This is a genomic window from Zoogloea ramigera (genome assembly GCF_006539865.1).
GTDB classification, from domain to species: Bacteria; Pseudomonadota; Gammaproteobacteria; order Burkholderiales; family Rhodocyclaceae; genus Zoogloea; species Zoogloea ramigera.
Genome location: NZ_BJNV01000080.1, coordinates 1 through 17,488 on the forward strand (window position 1 = coordinate 1; position 17,488 = coordinate 17,488).

The window sequence follows — 17,488 nt, forward strand, 5'->3', positions numbered from 1 at the left end:
AAGCTGCCACCGCGAACTCCATAATCCGCTCTGTATCGCTGGAGGGGACAACCGAAACGACTTCGCTCAATTCACTACAAATATCCTTAAAAGCGACCATACACTTTTCGGCGCTAGGGGCAGGGCCATCGACCGCGAACAGTACATTTTGAGGCAGCATCTCCTTCTTACGCAGGCGCTTGATCCGATCCAACCAAGTTGCACCATGTACGATTATCCTCGACGGCTCATCATGGTTAAGCGCAAACGGCTTTATCACCTTACTGATCTTGTCTTCGGTGGCGTATTGAACCAAGGGGAAGTGGGCAGATACAAAGTCATCACCTAGCGTAACGGCCTTAAATGGTCGCTCCAGTTTCAAGCTATCAACCAGAGCCTTCACTCTGCGCACAACGACCGTATCCCGAAACTCATGAGTAGAGAACTCGCGCTCGACGTAGTAACGGAACAACTGGTCTAGTGTCTGTTCCGGGTCTTCCGAAAGGCGCGGCCGCACTTCTGTCAGCTTCACGATAGCTTCCCGAGGATGTGCCAGCGCCTGAAAGACCTTGCGCATACCTTCTGCATCAAACTGCTGGTCACGGACGTAGTCTTTAATCCGAATTAACTCAGAGCGAAACAGCTTGATTGACTCTAGGTACACCTTCGAATCAAGCTCAGCGAAGAAGTCAGTGATTCGTCCGTACCGGCGAGACTGCAACTTAAAGTCAAAATACCCTGTCTCCGGGCAAACGAGCACGATGCCAACGTTGGCGAACTCACCGGTCTCCTGGTAAGGCAAGAAGCGGACGATGGAATAGCGGCACGCGACTTTTTTCATTCCACTCTCCATAGTTGATCATGCGTTTCGCACCTTCCAAGAACTGTTCGGACTACGTCCAAACTGAGCTCACCGTCAGAACTTGTGCTGCCGTTCATCCACCCTAAGGGCAGATTATCGCAGGCTTCGTTCAGCACCGCCAACGCTGTCGAAAACCTCTGCTGGTAGTCTGCCCGCAGCAAGCAATCACCAGACACATCCTCCCAGTCACGTGAAAAAACATGGTAGTTAAGAAAAAACGTTGGAAAGAAGGACTCATCGAAGGATGTATCAAAATCAATAACGAGCAGTGACTTCGAGACGCTTTCCCAGAGAAGGTTCGTGTTGTTTTCTTCTCGGTCCTGGTTACGAACCCACCAATCGAACATCACCAAATCGCGCCGCAACTGCCGCTCCACAGAATCCACGAAACCAAGCTCAAACCATTGGTATCCATCTTGTTTCGCGGAAGCAAATGCGACGCCAGCACCTATGTTTTGCCACTCGTCGGGGGTTTCAGCCAAAAGCTCCGGAGAAACATTCACCAAGCAAAACGGAGGTACAGGTAGGCCAAACGCTCGGGCTAAGTGCCCGACAATCCATTCACGGCAACGCGAACTGCTGGTTGCATTTTGTCCTTTGACATAGTAAAGCCGCTCATCCTCACCCCGGCACAAATAAGGCTTCGACTTCCCCTGCTCCGAGAGGCCGGTAATCTCGACAATCTCCAACACCCAAGCACCTCACTAAGAGCAGCGAACAAAAGTGGTTAATACTAACAGTGATACATGCACCACTGCATCATCATCGGCGTGTGCTGCGCGATCGCGTCACCCGTAAGGTCTTGTTTCGGCTGCTTTTGCGGTTTCAAGTGGCGGGCCCTGCGGAATTCTGGCTCTGAACGGAAAGCACCCCGGGCGGCGGGGTGCGGGCGCAATTGTCGCATGGGCCGCGGGGGTGCGTCGCCCGTGGCGACGACCTCGGGCCGCCCCCGGCCGGGCCACCCGAACCACCCGAGCTGCCCGCCCCGACGGCCAGGGCGATGCGCGCGACACGCCCTGAAGTGCTCGCGACAGCCCCGGCGACCCGCCCGACCTCCCCACAAGCCCGGCCGCCCTGTGCAGAAGCCCAGCCGACCGGCCCCCCGGCCCGGCCGCCCATGCCGCGGGGGGCTCGCGAGCACGACTGAGGCACTCGCGAGCCCGAAAATTTCGCGCCTCGCCAACCCCACCCATAGACCCCACCTATCCGCGGCATACCCGGCCCCTGTCGCCGACACCCTCGCGAGCAGCTCGCCGATAGGCCTGCCCACTCCCCCCGACAGGCTGGCGTCGCAGCGACAAGCCCACGCGAGGGCTTCCGGGGTGCTCGGCTTGGCCTCCGAGGTGCTCCGGCCCCCTTCGCAGACAGGCCTGGACACCCTCCGGGATAGGCATGGACCCCCTCCAGGGCCGCCGGGGCACGCAGCGGGACAGGCGGGTACACGCCCGAAGACCGGCGCGACGCCCCCGCCACCCGGCCGGTGCAGCGCGCCCAGGCCCGGCTGAGTCCGCGGAGCCGCCGGATGCCGCGCCGAGCCCGCCCCCCGGGCATCCCGGCATCTCGGCAGCAGCGGCGCTCCTATACAATCGGCCGTCATCCCACCCCTGCCAAGCGCAGCGCCCCCGGAGACACGGCATGGCATTGCCCGACGGCCTTTACGACCAGCTCCTCACCCGCAGCCTCGACGAGCTCATCGCCCGCGGCACCGACGAGAACGCCCGCAGCCTCCAGGCCCTCAACGCCGACGACGCCCCGGCGCGCCTCGCCGAGGTGCTGGTGGCCCAGCTGGCGAAGATCCTGGACGACCTGGAAGGCGAGGGGGGCGACAAGCTGCGCCAGCAGCTGGAGCTGGTCAATTTCATCCTCGTCAGCCTCCGCGAGCGGCTGGGGCGCGCTGTGGAGAGCGCCGACATCGTTGCCGCGCCCGCCCGTGTCCTGCAGGCCATCCACCGCCAGTCCGCCCCGCCGGTGCCACCCGAGACGGGGCTGGCCGCGCCGTGGCTGTTCACCGCCGGCAAGGGCTCGCCCGCGCTGCTCACCGAGCTGCGCCGTGAGCTGGCGGCCTGCGACGGGGTGGACATCCTGGTCAGCTTCATCACCCATTCCGGTGTGCGCAAGCTGCTCGACGTCCTGCAGGCCATCACGGCCGTCGGTGCCGACGGAGAGCCTCGAACCCGCATCCGCATCCTCACGACCACCTACACCGGCGCCACCGAAGCCCGGGCGCTCGACGCGCTCGCCGGGCTGCCGGGCTGCGAGATCCGCGTCTCCCTGGATGGCCGGCGCACCCGGCTGCACGCCAAGGCCTGGCTGTTCCGGCGCCGCACCGGCTTCGGCAGCGCCTACGTGGGCAGCGCCAACCTGTCGGGCGCCGCGCTGATGGGCGGGCTGGAGTGGACGACCAAGTTCACCGAGCGCGGCCAGCCCGAGCTCTTCGAGCGGGCCCGCGCCCACTTCGAAACCCTGTGGGAAGACAGCGAGTTTCAGCGCTACGACCCGGCCGACCCGGCCCATCGCAGCGCCCTCCGCGAGGCGCTGCGGCGCGAGTCGGGCGACGACCTCCTGGCCCGCCCGACGTTTTTCGAGCTCGCCCCCAAGGCCTACCAGCAGGAGATGCTCGACCAGCTGCAGCTTGAACGCGACCACGGCCGCTGGCGCAACCTGGTGGTGGCCGCCACCGGCACGGGCAAGACCGTGGTGGCGGCCTTCGACTACCGGCGCCTTTGCATCCAGCAGGGCGGGCAGCCGCGCCTGCTGTTCGTTGCCCACCGGGAGGAGATCCTGAGGCAGGCGCTGCGCACCTATCGCGAAGTGCTGCGCGACCACGCCTTCGGTGAGCTATTGACGGGCGGCGCCGAGCCGCAGCGCTTCGACCACCTCTTCGCCACCATCGACAGCGTGGCGAGCCGCAACCTGCTTGCCCGGCAGGGCGCCGGCCATTGGTATGCGGTGGTGGTGGACGAGTGCCACCGCCTGGCCGCCGACCGCTTCGATGCGTTCGTCACGCAGGTCAGCCCGCGGGTGCTGCTGGGCCTCACGGCCACCCCCGAGCGCAGCGACGGCAAGCCCATCCTCGGCTACTTCAACAACCGGCCCGACGGCGCGCCCGCCGTCGAGCTGCGCCTGTGGCACGCCCTCGAGCAGCAGCTGCTGTGCCCCTTCGAGTACTACGCCTGCGACGACGACACCGACTTTTCGAGCGTGCCGTGGGCGCAGGCGGGAGAGGTGGCCGCCATCGACAAGCTGGTCACCGGTAACGATATCCGCGCCCGCCTGGTGCTGAACGAATGGCGGCGCCTGGCCGGCGATCCGGCGCGGGGCAGGGCGCTGGTGTTCTGCGTGTCGGTGGCCCACGCCCGCTTCATGGCCGCGCAGCTCGACCGGGCCGGCATCAAGGCCGCGTGCGTGGTGGGCGACACGCCCAGCGACGAGCGGCGGCAAGCGCCGGAACGGCTGGCCCGCGGCGAGGTGGCCGCGCTGGTGACCTGCGACCTCTACAACGAGGGCGTCGATTTGCCCATGGTCGACACCCTGCTGCTGCTCCGCCCCACCCAGAGCCCGGTGCTGTTCCAGCAGCAGATCGGCCGCGGCCTGCGCCTGGCGCCGGGCAAGGAGGGCTGCCTGATCCTCGATTTCGTCGGCCGCCACCGGCAGGACTTCCGCTTCGACCGCCTGCTGTCGACGCTCACCGGGCTCCCGCGCGGGCAGCTCGTCGAGGCGGTGGACATGGGCTTCGGCAGCCTGCCGCCGGGCTGCCACATCCACCTGCAACGCCAGGCCCGCGAGCAGGTGCTGGGCAGCCTTCGAAGGCTGGTACAGCACAACTGGCGGCGCCTGCGCACCGAGCTGCAGGCCTACGCCGCGCTGCGCGGGCGCAGCACCGTCCGGCTGGCCGCCTTCCTGCGCGAGCAGGCCATCGAGCTCGACGACCTCTACCGCAGCGCGGGCCGCTCGGGCTGGGCCAACCTGAAGCGCGACGCCGGCCTGCTCGCCACGCCAACGGGCCCCGAGGAAGACTACTTCGGCCGCCGCTTCGGCGATCTGCTGCACGTCGACGACCCGGCGCGCACGGACCTGCTGCTCAAGGTCGCCGAGCCCACGGCCAGCTACGCGCCGCAAACCGCGTCCGAGCAGCGCCTGCTGCAGATGCTGGCCTATCAGGTCGATGGCCAGACGCACCAGAAGGGGGGCGGTGAAAGCTTTCTTGAGCGCCTGCGGGCACAGCCCGAACACCTCGCCGAACTGGCCGAGCTTGGCGAAGTCCTGCAGTCAAAGAGCAGCCTGCGGCAGCGCGCCATTCCGGGCCTGGAGGATTGCCCGCTGTGCCTCCACGCCGCCTATGGAGTACGCGAGATCCTCACCGCCGTCGGCTGGCTCAGCGCCGAGCGGCGCACGCCCTTCCAGGCCGGCGTGCTGGCCCTGCACGATCGCAAGCAGGAACTGCTCTTCGTGACCCTCGACAAGCGCGAGGGGTATCACGCAAAGATCGCCTATCACGACTACGCCATCAGCGCCGAGCGCTTCCACTGGCAGTCCCAGAACGCCGCCGGCCCGCAGACCCCGGCCGGCCGGCGCTACCTCGACAGCCCCGGCAACGGCTGGGGCTTCCAGCTCTTCGTGCGCACCGCCAAGGGCCAGCCCTATCGCGCCTGCGGCCCGGTCGTGCTGGAGCAGGCCGAGGGCAACAAGCCGATGAGCATCCACTGGCGGCTGGAGGTGCCGCTGCCGGGCCGCCTGTTCCGGGAATTCAGCATCCTGCGGGGCGCCTGAGCGTGGGCACCGCGATGATCACCCTCGTCTTCGCCGCAGCCCTGCACCCCTTCCTGCCGCCCGCCCGGCGTGGCGGGGCGTGGCGCCTGGCGCCGGCGCCCGGGGCGAGCCTCAAGCATATGATCGAAGCCTGCGGCGTGCCGCACACCGAGGTGGGGGCGATTTTTGTGAACGGGCAGCCGGCCGGCCCTGCCGATCGGGCCGCGGACGGCGACCGCATCGAGGTGCGTTCCTGGTCGACCGCCGACCTGCACGCCGCCCACGGCCTGCGCCGCTGGCCGGCGCCGGAGGCGATGCGCTTCGTCGCCGACGCTCACCTGGGCGCGCTGGCCCGGCGCCTGCGGATGGCGGGCTTCGACACGCTGTTTCGCAACGACTTCGCCGACCGGGAGATCGCCGCCCTGGCCGCCGCCGAGGAGCGCATCGTGCTCACCCGCGATCGGGGGCTCTTGCAGCACAAGGCGATCAGCCACGCCTGCTACATCCACGCCACCGCGCCCGACGCCCAGTTTGGTGAGCTGGTGGCGCGGCTGGGGCTGCAGCCGGGCTTTCGCCCCTTCACCCGCTGCATGGAATGCAATGCGCCGCTGGCGGCGGTGGACAAGGCCGAGGTGATCGCGCAGCTGCCGCCCTCGGTGCGGGAGCGTCAGCAGCATTTCAGGCGCTGCACCGGCTGCAGGCGGGTCTTCTGGGAAGGCTCCCACTGGCGGCGGATGCGCAGCTTCCTGAATGGCGAGGGCGGGGCAGGGGAGGCCGCCCTGCCGCCCGGGCATGCCGCCGCCCCGACTCACGGGCTATAATTCGCAATTAACGTTTTCACCCTGTGGAATCCACTGTGCACAAGAAAATCCTGATCCTCGATTTCGGCTCCCAGGTCACCCAGCTCATCGCCCGCCGCGTGCGCGAGCAGCAGGTGTACTGCGAAATCCACCCCTTCGACGTGTCCGACGACTTCGTCCGCAGCTTCGCGCCCGAAGGCATCATCCTGTCCGGCGGGCCGAACTCGGTCTACGCGGGCGAGGAGTGGAAGGCGCCGATGGCCGTCTTCGAGATCGGGGTGCCGGTGCTGGGCATCTGCTACGGCATGCAGACCATGGCCGCCCAGCTCGGCGGCAAGGTCGAGAGCTCCGGCAAGCGCGAGTTCGGCTATGCCGAGATCCGCGCCCGCGGCCATTCCGAACTCTTCCGCGGCATCCAGGACCGGACCAACGACGAAGGCCACGGCTTGCTGGATGTGTGGATGAGCCACGGTGACAAGGTCACCGAGCTGCCGGCCGGGTTCAAGGTCATCGCCTCCAACGAGTCCACGCCCATCGCCGCCATGGCCGACGAGACGCGCAAGTTCTACGCGGTGCAGTTCCACCCCGAGGTCACCCACACGATCAAGGGCCGCGAGATGATCGCCCGCTTCGTGCACGACATCTGTGGCTGCCACCACGACTGGAACATGCCCGACTACGTGAACGAGGCCATCGCCAAGGTGCGCGCCCAGGTGGGCAGCGACGAGGTGATCCTCGGCCTTTCCGGCGGCGTCGATTCGTCGGTGGTGGCGGCGCTGCTGCACCGGGCGATCGGCGATCAGCTTACCTGCGTGTTCGTCGACAACGGCCTCTTGCGCCTCAACGAGGGCGAGATGGTGATGCAGATGTTCGCCCGCAACCTGGGCGTCAAGGTCATCCACGTGGACGCCACCGAGCAGTTCATGGGCCACCTAAAGGGTGTCTCCGATCCCGAGGCCAAGCGCAAGATCATCGGCCGCGAGTTCGTCGAGGTCTTCCAGGCCGAAGCCGCCAAGCTGCCCAGCGCCAAGTGGCTGGCCCAGGGCACCATCTACCCGGACGTGATCGAGTCGGCCGGCGCCAAGACCGGCAAGGCCCACGCCATCAAGAGCCACCACAACGTCGGCGGCCTGCCCGAAACCCTCAACCTCAAGCTGCTCGAGCCGCTGCGCGAGCTGTTCAAGGACGAAGTCCGCGAGCTGGGCATCGCGCTGGGCCTGCCCCACGAGATGGTCTATCGCCACCCCTTCCCGGGCCCGGGCCTCGGCGTGCGCATCCTCGGCGAGGTCAAAAAAGACTACGCCGACCTGCTGCGCCGTGCCGACGCGATCTTCATCGACGAACTGCGCGCCGCCGACTGGTACGACAAGACCAGCCAGGCATTCGCGGTGTTCCTGCCGGTCAAGAGCGTCGGCGTGATGGGCGACGGCCGCACCTACGAATACGTGGTGGCTCTGCGCGCCGTGCAGACGCAAGACTTCATGACCGCCCACTGGGCCGAGCTGCCCCACAGCCTGCTGGGCAAGGTGAGCAACCGCATCATCAACGAAGTGCGTGGCATCAACCGGGTGGTGTACGACATCAGCGGCAAGCCGCCGGCAACGATCGAGTGGGAATGATCTGACATCAGACACATCCGCAGGTCGAACCGGATCCGACCTGCGGCGTGCTGAAGCCCCGCTTGCCACCCTCCCAAGACGGCAAGGGGTCGCTGCATTGACGTACTGGCGAGTGTCTTGCGGGGCACAGTACAGCCGAGGTGTATCAGCCTGATTGGTTCAGGTCGCCGAGTAGCACCTCGGCGAGCCCTTCCTCGTCGATCGCCAGCCGTTCAGCCAGCATGGCGCCGGCGAGCGCGTTGTCCCACAGCGCGCTGACGGCGGCATCATCGAGGAGCCGCCCGGGGCGCGGGGCACCTCGAACAGCAGCGTAATAGTCGGCGGTCGAAAAGCGCCACGGCCGGGCGTCGTGCTCACGAAGCATCAGGTTGCCGATGCGCAGGCCCGGCCAGTCAAAGTCGCCGTGGTAGTGCAGCACCGCACCTGCGGCCCGCAATTGCCCGAGCAGGACGCGCTGGGCCGCGGCTGGCATGCCGTCGGTACACACTAGCGGCGCGCAGCGAGGCCCCAGCTGATCGGCGGCGATCGCCAGCAGGTTCGGGTTCTCGCACACAAAAACCGGGCAGCCGATCACGCCCCAGGCCGGTGGCGAACGCAGCAGGCGGCGCAGTGACAGATAGGTGGGTTCGCCCGCTTCGGCGCCCGTCGGCCCCGGGAGATTGAGCGCCAGCGCCGGCCGTGCGAGTTCATTGACCAGCACACCGGCCGCGGCCCACTGTTCACGCGTACTTTCAATATCGGGCTCGGCTGCCGCGAGCTGGCGCAGGGCCGTGAGCACCAGGGTGGCCGCCGGGCTGCCGGCGTCGAGCGCGTGGGCATCGCCGAGTGCGGCAACGGCCAGTTGCGCGCGCGGGATGCCCAGGGCGGGCAGCCGTCGCAGCACCCGATCGGCGTCGCGGACGAGCTGGGCGCCAGCCTCGGGCCGGCTGCCACACAACCGCTTCAGCAGCCCGAGCCCGCCAGGCGTCTGCAGGGCCGAGCGCAGACCGGAGTGCTCACAGTCTTCGATAAGCTGTTGCCACGCCGAGCGCGCCTGCAGGCGTTCGGCCGTCAGATCGACGATAGGCCCATCGATCTGCTCGAGCGCATCCCGCAGGGAGACGGCAAGCTCCGCCCGTGCAAGCCTGGCATCAATCTCTGCCACCTCGATCTGCATCGATCGCACATGACGCGCAGGGCGGCCGGCGAGTGCGGCGAGCGCTGCGTGTTCGGCCTCGCTCAGCTCGCCGAGCCGCATTACGCCGGTCGGCGCGCCACGCTGATAGCGCTGCCGCAACCGCTTGCGCAGCCCGGCCAGGGCCTCGCCGCCAAGCAGCCGTTGAAGGCGGGCATCGACTGTCATTGCGGAGGAAAACGCCGATCGGGATCGTCTTCACGCTGTCGCCCCCGCCCGTCCCAGGTCCAGCGCGACACATGTACCGCGTCGATGCCCTCGCGCCGCTGTAGCTGGCAGATCGCTACGCCGGGCAGTTCGGCATAACAGGCCCATTCACGCTCGCTGGTGATCACGAAATCGAGGTCGAACTCGCGGATCAGGCCCATGCAGTGCGCGCGGGCGGCATCGTCGATGCCGGCGAAGGCTTCGTCGAGCAGCACCAGGCGGGGCGCAAAGGCGTAGCTGGCCTGGCTGTAGAAGCTCGAGACGGCGGCGAACAGCGGTACCGTCAGGCCGAGCGCGCGTTCGCCGCTCGAGGCCGGGCCGGAGAGCGGACGCCACTGCCCGTCCTGCCAGCGCTGAACGCGAAAGCGATGCCAACGCCGGTAGTCGAGCGCCTGGGCGAGCTGCTCAAGCAGGCTGCCGCCGGCCGCGTCGGCCTTCAGGCGTTCGGCGGCGATGCGCTGGTGCAGCATCTCGCCGACCACCCGCCGGTCTTCAAGCGACCACAGGTCGGTGCTGGTATTGAGCAGACGCTTGCGCGCGGCCTCCAAACCCACCGGCGCGCCGTCACCGCCCTCGGGCAGCGGCTGCCACAAGAGGCGGAACTTGACCCCGGTGGACGTCGGGCGCTTGCCGAGCTCTTTGTTGATCGCGTCGACCTGCCGCTCGGCGGCCTGCAGGAGCCGCTGCACCTCGGCAGCGATCTCGGCCTGGAGGTGGTTTTCGAGCAGCGTGCGCTCGCGCGCCGTCAAGAGCTCGCGGCGCTGGGCGATCTCGGCATCCAGCCGGGCAGTCAGTTGGTCGGGGCGCTCCGGACGGTTCTGGTAGACGACGCTGACGACCAGTCCGTAGTCGCTGGTGTCGGCCTGGGCCCGCTGGCCGAGCGCGGTGAGGGCACGCCCGAGTTCGCCATAGTCGTGGGAAATCTGGCTCTGCACACGTGCCCAAGTCTCGTCGTCGTCCGCCACCCGCTCCAGCGCCTGCTCGGTACGGCGGGCAAGGGTGAGCGCCGGATCGATGGTCCATGGTGCGCGCAGGTCAGGCAGTTCGGCCTCGGGCAGGGCGGCAGAGAGCAAGCCGGTGGCGGCAAAGCCCTGCAGCTGAGCGATGGCGCGCTGGCGGGCATCGGCGCGCTCCTGCAAGGTGGCGCTGGCGTCGGCCACCTTCTGCTCGCCGCGGGCGCGAGCCTGGCCGGCCATATGCAGGGCATCGTTCATGGACTTGGCGCGGCCTTCGCCATTGCTGACGGCTGTGCGCGCCTCGCACAGCCGCTGCTGCAGTTGGTCGACCTGGGCACCGATGGATTCGCGCAAGGTGACGAGGCGCACCCGGGCTTCCTCGGCTTGCAGGCGGCGCTCTGCGAGTTGTTCGGCACTCGCTCGCGCGTCGGTCTCGGCTTCGCGTGTCCGCTCGTGCTGCAGGGCGAGCTCGGTCACCGCGAGGCACAGTACCTGCACCGCCTGGAAAAGCCCGTGAATGGTCTCGCCGAAGTGCTGCAGTGCATCGCCGACGGCTTCCAAAGCCGCGGCATCGGTGGGCAGGCGCAGGTCGGCCGCGTCGGTGGCGAGGGCGTCGTGGCAGCGCTGCAGGGCCTCATTAGCGGCGCGCAGCAGTCGTTCTGCTTCGTCGAGCCGGCTGCGCGCCGCCTGGAACTCGCGCTCGCTCGCCGCGGCGTCGGCGTGGGCGGCGCGCAGGTTTTCGTCGGATGGCGCATCCTGCCATTCGAGTACCGCCAGCGCCTGCTGCTGCGCGAGGGCCACCAGCAACTCGTCGATCCGGCGTGACTCAACGGAGATTTCGTGCAGCCGGCGATCGATCTCGGCGAGCCGGCGCGCCCGCGCCGCAGCACGGGCCGCGTAGCCGATGTAGCTGGCCTGCGGCTTGGCCCACGCGCCAGCCAGCGCTCCGAGGCGAAAACGGCCGTCGACGGCAATCCAGCCTTCGGCCTGGCCATCGTCGTGGGCGGAGCAGGCGATGCCTTCGAGCAGGCGCGTCAGCAGCGCGGCATCGACGCCGGGGGGTGTAGCGTCGGCGGAGGGGGTGAGCCAGGCTGCGAGCGAAGCAGGCTGGCGCGGCCGTTCTGTCCACTGGGAGTCGTGCAAGGGCGAGGCGGCGTCGGCCGCCTGCAGCCGGCCGTCAGGGGTGACCCAGGCGTCGAGGAGTCCAGCCGCCTCGAGCGCGGCTTCAAGGCCAGCACGCTGGTCGGCGTGGACGTGCTCGCGAAAATCAACGAGCTGCCACAGAGGCGCGCCGGCACGCTGTCTTCTCGCCTCGGCGCTGCGGGTGTAGGGCGGCAAAGGAGCGGCGTCTTCGCCCTGCGCGAGCCGGTCGTGCTCGGCGCGCAGATCTGCCTGCTCGTCGTGCAGGGCTTTCTGCGCCGCGAGCTGTCCGGCGCGCTGTTGCGCCAGCTTGTCGGCGGCGCCCTGCTGGGCGGAGGACAAGGCCACACGGGCCGGGTTGTCACCTTGCAGGTTGGCGACCCAGGAGGCCAGGGCGGGCAAGGGCGCTTCGTCCACATGCAGCACCTGCAGGTTCGAGAAGTGATGCTGCCAGGCCTCGACGACGCGCCGGCCTTCGGCTTCGACCGTGGCATCGGCCGCGCTGCGGCGAGCGGCGGCGGCTTCGGCTGCGTCCAGTCGTTCGTCACGGGTTTGTTGCCGGCCTGCGTTTGTCGCCTCGGCCTGCTCCAGCTCGCGGATACAGCGCCGCACCTGGGCGAGCTGCTCACGTCGTACCTGTAACGCCTGGCGCAGGTCATGGCGGGCGGTGTCGAGGGCAAGGTCACCAAGGGCCGCCAGTTCGGCCGTCGGCTGTGCCGCCAGCGGATTGGCTTGCCAGCGCTCGCCGATACCGCTGGCGAGCGCCGCGGTGGTGATATCTGCGCGCACCGAGGCGAGGCGTTCTTCGGCCTGCGTACGGTACCTGTCGCGTTCGTCGAGCGTTCGCTGTTCGCGCTTGAGGCGGGTGGCAACTTCGGCATCCATGCGCAGCGCCCCGTCGAGGTCGGCGGCCCGCGCGTCGGCGTCGCGCTCCGCCTGGTTCAGGCGATTCGCGTCTGTCATTGCCGGGTCGGACTGTAGCTGCTCGAGCCGCGTGCGGTCGGCGAGCAACGCGGCCTCGGCGGCCTCGAGGTGGCTCTTTGCCTGTGCCTCGGCGTATTGCGCGGCCTGCGCTGAAGTGCGGGCCTCGTTGAGGTTACGGCTGGCGGTGTCGTAGCCGCTCTGTGCGCTGCGCAGGCCGCGGGCCTGTCGCCGCGCGTTGATCGCCGCGTAACGCTGGTAACGGTGGTTGAACTGACCGACGGCCTTCGCCAGCGCTTCGTAGTCCTGCAGCTCGCGGCGGTATTCCTCAAGTTGGTTTAGCGCGTCGGCGACGTCGGTCAGCAGTTCGGCCGACAGCGGCGGCAGCGCCTCGGTGAGGGCGTCCGAGAGCTTGCCTTCGTCGGGTTTCCGGGAGAGTTGCGGCTGGCGCAATTGGACCAACGTGTCCATCAGGGCCGCATAACGGACGGCGCCGAGCTGGAACAGGCGCTCGTCGACCGCACGGCGATAGGCGGCGGCGGTGTCGAACACCTGACCGTATTCGTGCAATGCCTCTTTCAGCCGCTCTCGGCTGAGCACGGTGCGCGCCGGGCTGGTGAGCCACAGGTCTTGGCCGATGCGTCGCTTTTCAAGGACGAAGAACCAGGCATCGACCTGCGCCCGCGCCGCCGCCGCCGAGAGCCCGCAGCCGAGGGTGAGATAGTCGGGCTGGCCATCGTCGGTAATGCGGCCGAATTCGATCCAGGCATAACCGATGCGCCGGTCGAGCTTGCCGAGCAGCAGGTTCCAGGCCATTTTCTTGCCGGCGTCGCCATCGGGTTCGATGCGCGAGGGCTTGAGCTGGGCATCGAACAGGAAGGGAAGGGTCAGCGACAGCACCTTGGACTTGCCAGTGCCGTTGTTGCCACGCAGCAGCAGGTGGCCATCACGAAACCAGAACTCCTCGCTGTCGTAGTGAAACAGCTCGACGAGGCCGAGGCGCAAGGGCTGCCAGCGGCCCGGCGTCGGCTGCGGCAGGGCAGGGCGGGCGTCGGTGGTCGAAAAATCAGACGGGCTGTCGAGCAGGGTATCCATGGGTCTCATGAGTCCGGCACCCGGCCGCCTCAAGCCCGCCTCCACCCCCGCGGGGGCAGTGCGAACATGAAACGGCAGGTATGGGGGTGGTCATCTCAATCGAAAAGGCTGGCAGTGGGGGCGGGTGCCGTCGGCCTGAGCTCGGCTTCACCAACGGCGAAACGCGCCAGCGCCGGCAAGGGCCGCACTCTGGCGCCGTCGAGATGGAGCAGTTGAAGGCGCCGCAAGCGTTCGAGCGCGATGGCTGCCAGTTCATGCTCCGAACCCGCCTCACGGGCGGACTTGCGCCAGAATTTTCCGAAGCGCTGGCGTGCGCCGGCGATGAATGCGGCGACCTCGTCGGTGCTTGTGCCGCTGCTCTGGCGTGCGCTCAGGAACCCGGCCACGAGCAGGGTGACATGCGCCTCGGTGCCTTCGGCGGGCATCGCCACGTCGGTCAGTTCGCCGTCCTCGTCGGCCAGTGCCAGGCCCTCGGCGCGCTGCTCGGCAACCAGCCCGGTGGCGTCGCATAGGCGGGTAGCCATCGTGCCGCGCTGGTTCATGAAGTAGGCACGCAGGTCGGCATCCAGGCCGTCGAGGTAGATCACCGGGTCGTCGAGCAGGCGGCGCGTCAGATGGTGACGTAGTGCCGTGCGCCGGCCTTCGTCGCTGTCGGGCACCGGCTCAGCCACCAGCGCGCCAAGCCGCGCCTCGAGCGTGGCCGGGGCTTCGTCAGCTGGCCAGGTGGACGGGCCGCGCGATGCGGCGAGCACCCCGGCGAGAACCCGCCGCTGCACATCGTAGAGTGCGTCATGGAGGTTGTCCGAGCCTTCGTTACCGCCTTGTACGAACCCCTCCTCATCGCCCGCCACGCGGTGCAGGACACCGAGCTCGAGCAGCGTGCGGCACACCGCGACCAGCTCTCTGCGCTCGTGCTGCGCCTGCAGCGTGAAGCTGAAGCCGAGGGCCGCCAGCGCCGGGTCTGCCGCGAGGGTGAGCAGCCGGTCACCAAGCACACGCAGCGTGATCTGCGGGTCGGCGCGTTCCAGCACTGCGCAGGCCAGACATAGCAAGGCATAGCGGCGGCGCTCGTAGCCGGGCAGCCCGCGGGTGGCGTCGCTTGCATCGGCTGGGCGCTTGTACAGGCGCGCCGTATCACGCTCGATATGCAGGGGCCAGCCCGTCTCGCGGGCAAACCATTCGCGCAATGTGTCGGCGTGGCGGCGCACGGCCGCAAACTCGGCGTGCGTCGGCGTCATGAGCGGCGTCATCAGCAGTGCGCGCAGGGCGGCGGTGAACTCCTCGCGTTGATGGAGTGCCTGCTGCTGGCCGATCGCGTTGCTGTCGGGTGTCATCAGGGGGCTTGGATGGCGGTGATCGTGATGCGGTGGTCGCGGCCAGTGAAGACGCCGGCATCGGTGACGACTTCGGCCCACGTATGGGCTTCCAATGGCTCGAGGCGAATGCTCAGCAGCCCGTCGCCAGTCTGACGTTCGATCACGTCATCGGGCGATGATTGCGCTGTCAGCGCCTCGCCAAGCAGTGACAGGAACAGCGCAAAGGCGTGCGGATCGAGGTGGCCGAGCTCCGACAGGCGCGTCGTGTGGCCTGTAGCCAGACGCGCGCGCGCGGCTTCGACCTGCAGATGCTCCTCGCGCAACTGGCGTGCGAGCAGTGCGCGCTCCTCGTCACGCTCGCGCACCTTGGGCAAGGGCCCGCGCGGGGCGGCCTCGCCATACTCGCGCAAGCGCGGATGGATCTGCAGCGGCGGTGCTTCGGCCCACGGCGTGGTGGCGGGCAGCTCATTGCCGGCGCTCGGGTTGAGCGAGAAGTGACGGGCCGGATTGAGGGCGAAGGCGGCGCGCCCCAGGCGGTGTGCGTCGTCATCGCTACCGCAGGTCACGAACCAGCCGGCGAGCACACGAAAGTCGGCGGAGCGATCGCTGCGCCCGCTGCGCCGCTCATTGAGCGCCGCCACCGCTGCCAGCAGCTGTGGAATCGCCGCGCGCGCCTTCGAGCGCAGCACCTCGGCCTGCGGCGGCTCATGATGGACGCTGACGAACCAACCTCGCAGGCCACCCCAGCGTTCACGCCAGGCCTGGTGGCGCTGCGCGAGCGCGTCGGCCTGCGCTTGTCGGTCGCCAGGCGCCGTGTCGCGTGCTTCGCGTTGCGCGGCCACCCACAGCAGCGGTTCGATGCGCGGATGCAGCAGGGCAATGTGCTGCGCGATCGCACCGGAGCGCCCGACGAGGTCGCCGATGAAGCGTTCGAGGTAGTCGATCAGCCGCTGCTTGTAGGCGAGCACCGCGGCGGCATCGGCTTTCTGCAGTTCGATGCTGCGTGCCATGCCGGCCATGAAGGCCTGGGCGTTGTCGGCGAGGCTTTCGAACACGCGCACCAGGTCGCGCAGGGTTTCGTGCAGCTTCGCCGCATCGGGCGCAGGCGCCTCAGCCAGCGCAAGCAAGGTCTTGAGCCGGCTGGCGATATCTTCGAGCGCAACCGTCTGTAGTTCGGCGCGCCGGCCGAGAGCCGCAGCAAAGGCGGCGAGCGCCGTCTCGACCGCTTCGCCGCCATGCGAAAGCCGGTAGAGAAAGCGGGCGCGGTAGAAGTCGCTGATGCTGGCAACGCGTGCCGTGTCGGGCTGCGCCTCGAGGTTGCCCCAATCGGCGAGCTGGGCGAGCGCGGCCTGGACCTCCTCGAGTTTCGGTACGCCATCGGTCCACCGAGCCTCTGCCAGCACCTCATCGGGTCGCATATGGAGCCTGAACTGGCGCTTGGCGGCGGCGAAACTTTCCATGATGCAGCGGTAAATGCCGGCCTTGTCCGCGCTGACGTGCCGGAACAGCTCGGCCGATGTGTCCGTAATTCGCATGGCCTGGATTCTGGGGGGCGTCGCTCGAGATGGCAACAAGGAGCGCAACCGTCGAGCCTTGGCGCTCACGCCGCCGAAGCAGCACCCGCGGGCTTCCGCGCGCCCAAGCCGGAGCACGACTCACACACCTCTGGCATCATACGGCCTCCTTTTGAAAACCGAGGCAGCATGGCCGGAACCACACTCATCGCACTGATCGACGACATCGCCAGCATCCTGGACGACGTCGCCACCATGACCAAGGTCGCCGCAAAGAAGACCGCCGGCGTGCTGGGGGACGATCTCGCCCTCAACGCGCAGCAGGTCACCGGCGTGCAGGCCGACCGGGAGCTGCCGGTGGTGTGGGCGGTGGCCAAGGGCTCGCTGGTGAACAAGGCCATCCTGGTGCCGGCGGCGCTGCTGATCAGCTGGCTCGCGCCGTGGCTGATCACCCCGCTGCTGATGGTTGGCGGTGCCTTCCTGTGTTTCGAAGGCTTCGAGAAGATCGCCCACAAGTACCTGCATTCTCCCGCCGACATCGATGGCGACCACGCCCGGACGGTAGAAGCCCTGGCCGATCCGGCCGTCGACCTGGTCGCCTTCGAGAAGGACAAGATCAAGGGCGCGATACGCACCGACTTCATTCTGTCCGCCGAGATCGTGGTGATCACCCTGGGCACGGTGGCGGATGCCACGCTGACGCAGCGGGTGACGGTGCTGGTCGGCATCGCGCTGCTGATGACCGTGGGCGTGTATGGCCTGGTGGCCGGCATCGTCAAGCTCGACGACCTTGGCCTGCGGCTGCAGCGGAGCGCCTCGACGCTGCTGCGCAAGCTCGGCATGGGGCTGCTGCAGCTGGCGCCGCGGCTGATGAAGACCCTGTCGGTGGTTGGCACCGCCGCGATGTTCATGGTCGGCGGCGGGATCCTGCTGCACGGCTGGCCAGCCCTCGGCCATGCCGTCGAAGCCTACGCCAGCACCCTGGGCAGCCTGGCTGCCCCGCTGATCAATGCCGCCGCCGGAGCGGGGGTGGGTGTGCTGGCCGGCGCCGCCATTGTGGCGCTGGTGGGCGGCGTGCAGCGCCTGCGCCGCTGAGCCGCCTCGCCGTGAATGCCATGTAGCGGCATTTTCAGCCGAGCACAGAGGCCGACGGGTC

Annotated in this window: 10 protein-coding genes; 4 read left to right on the forward strand and 6 right to left on the reverse strand. The window is 68.1% G+C overall.

Annotated features, from left to right (window positions below):
- Together ZRA01_RS17490 and ZRA01_RS17495 are read right to left on the reverse strand one after the other, a co-directional pair.
- The coding region (locus tag ZRA01_RS17490) for a DUF3037 domain-containing protein (RefSeq protein ID WP_170183015.1) at nt 1–820 on the reverse strand (820 nt) is incomplete at its 3' end.
- A complete protein-coding gene (locus tag ZRA01_RS17495; protein WP_141354602.1) occupies nt 817–1,530 on the reverse strand; it encodes a HipA family kinase in 714 nt (237 codons plus the stop codon). The genes ZRA01_RS17490 and ZRA01_RS17495, both read right to left, overlap by 4 nt.
- Nucleotides 1,531–2,476: 946 nt before the next feature.
- Between ZRA01_RS17495 and ZRA01_RS17500 the strand changes: the two genes are divergently transcribed.
- The 3 genes from ZRA01_RS17500 to guaA are packed head-to-tail and all read left to right on the forward strand — an operon-like array spanning nt 2,477 to nt 8,009.
- Entirely contained in the window at nt 2,477–5,611 is a 3,135-nt protein-coding gene (locus ZRA01_RS17500; protein WP_141354604.1) for a DEAD/DEAH box helicase, read from the forward strand.
- A gap of 14 nt (nt 5,612–5,625) precedes the next feature.
- Entirely contained in the window at nt 5,626–6,411 is a 786-nt protein-coding gene (locus tag ZRA01_RS17505; protein WP_141354606.1) for a Mut7-C RNAse domain-containing protein, read from the forward strand.
- A 35-nt stretch (nt 6,412–6,446) separates the two neighbouring features.
- Nucleotides 6,447–8,009, forward strand: a complete 1,563-nt coding sequence (gene guaA / locus ZRA01_RS17510; protein ID WP_141354607.1) for a glutamine-hydrolyzing GMP synthase — start codon at nt 6,447–6,449, stop codon at nt 8,007–8,009.
- Nucleotides 8,010–8,154: 145 nt separating this feature from the next.
- Here guaA and ZRA01_RS17515 read toward each other — a convergent pair whose 3' ends face one another.
- From ZRA01_RS17515 to ZRA01_RS17530, 4 genes are all read right to left on the reverse strand, one after another.
- Nucleotides 8,155–9,351: a TIGR02679 family protein gene (locus ZRA01_RS17515; RefSeq protein ID WP_141354608.1), complete on the reverse strand. Its 1,197-nt coding sequence runs from the start codon at nt 9,349–9,351 to the stop codon at nt 8,155–8,157.
- Nucleotides 9,348–13,502, reverse strand: coding sequence for a TIGR02680 family protein (locus ZRA01_RS17520; protein WP_246093728.1), 4,155 nt, complete (start codon nt 13,500–13,502; stop codon nt 9,348–9,350). Before ZRA01_RS17520 ends, ZRA01_RS17515 begins: the two co-directional genes overlap by 4 nt.
- A 95-nt stretch (nt 13,503–13,597) precedes the next feature.
- Entirely contained in the window at nt 13,598–14,836 is a 1,239-nt protein-coding gene (locus tag ZRA01_RS17525; RefSeq protein ID WP_141354612.1) for a TIGR02678 family protein, read from the reverse strand.
- Nucleotides 14,836–16,353, reverse strand: a complete 1,518-nt coding sequence (locus ZRA01_RS17530; RefSeq protein WP_141354614.1) for a TIGR02677 family protein — start codon at nt 16,351–16,353, stop codon at nt 14,836–14,838. Before ZRA01_RS17530 ends, ZRA01_RS17525 begins: the two co-directional genes overlap by 1 nt.
- 168 nt (nt 16,354–16,521) lie before the next feature.
- Here ZRA01_RS17530 and ZRA01_RS17535 point away from each other — a divergent pair, with 168 nt between their 5' ends.
- Nucleotides 16,522–17,427 carry a DUF808 domain-containing protein gene (locus ZRA01_RS17535; protein WP_141354615.1) on the forward strand — a complete coding sequence of 302 codons (906 nt, stop codon included), beginning with the start codon at nt 16,522–16,524 and terminating at the stop codon, nt 17,425–17,427.
- The last annotated feature ends 61 nt before the right edge of the window (nt 17,428–17,488 follow it).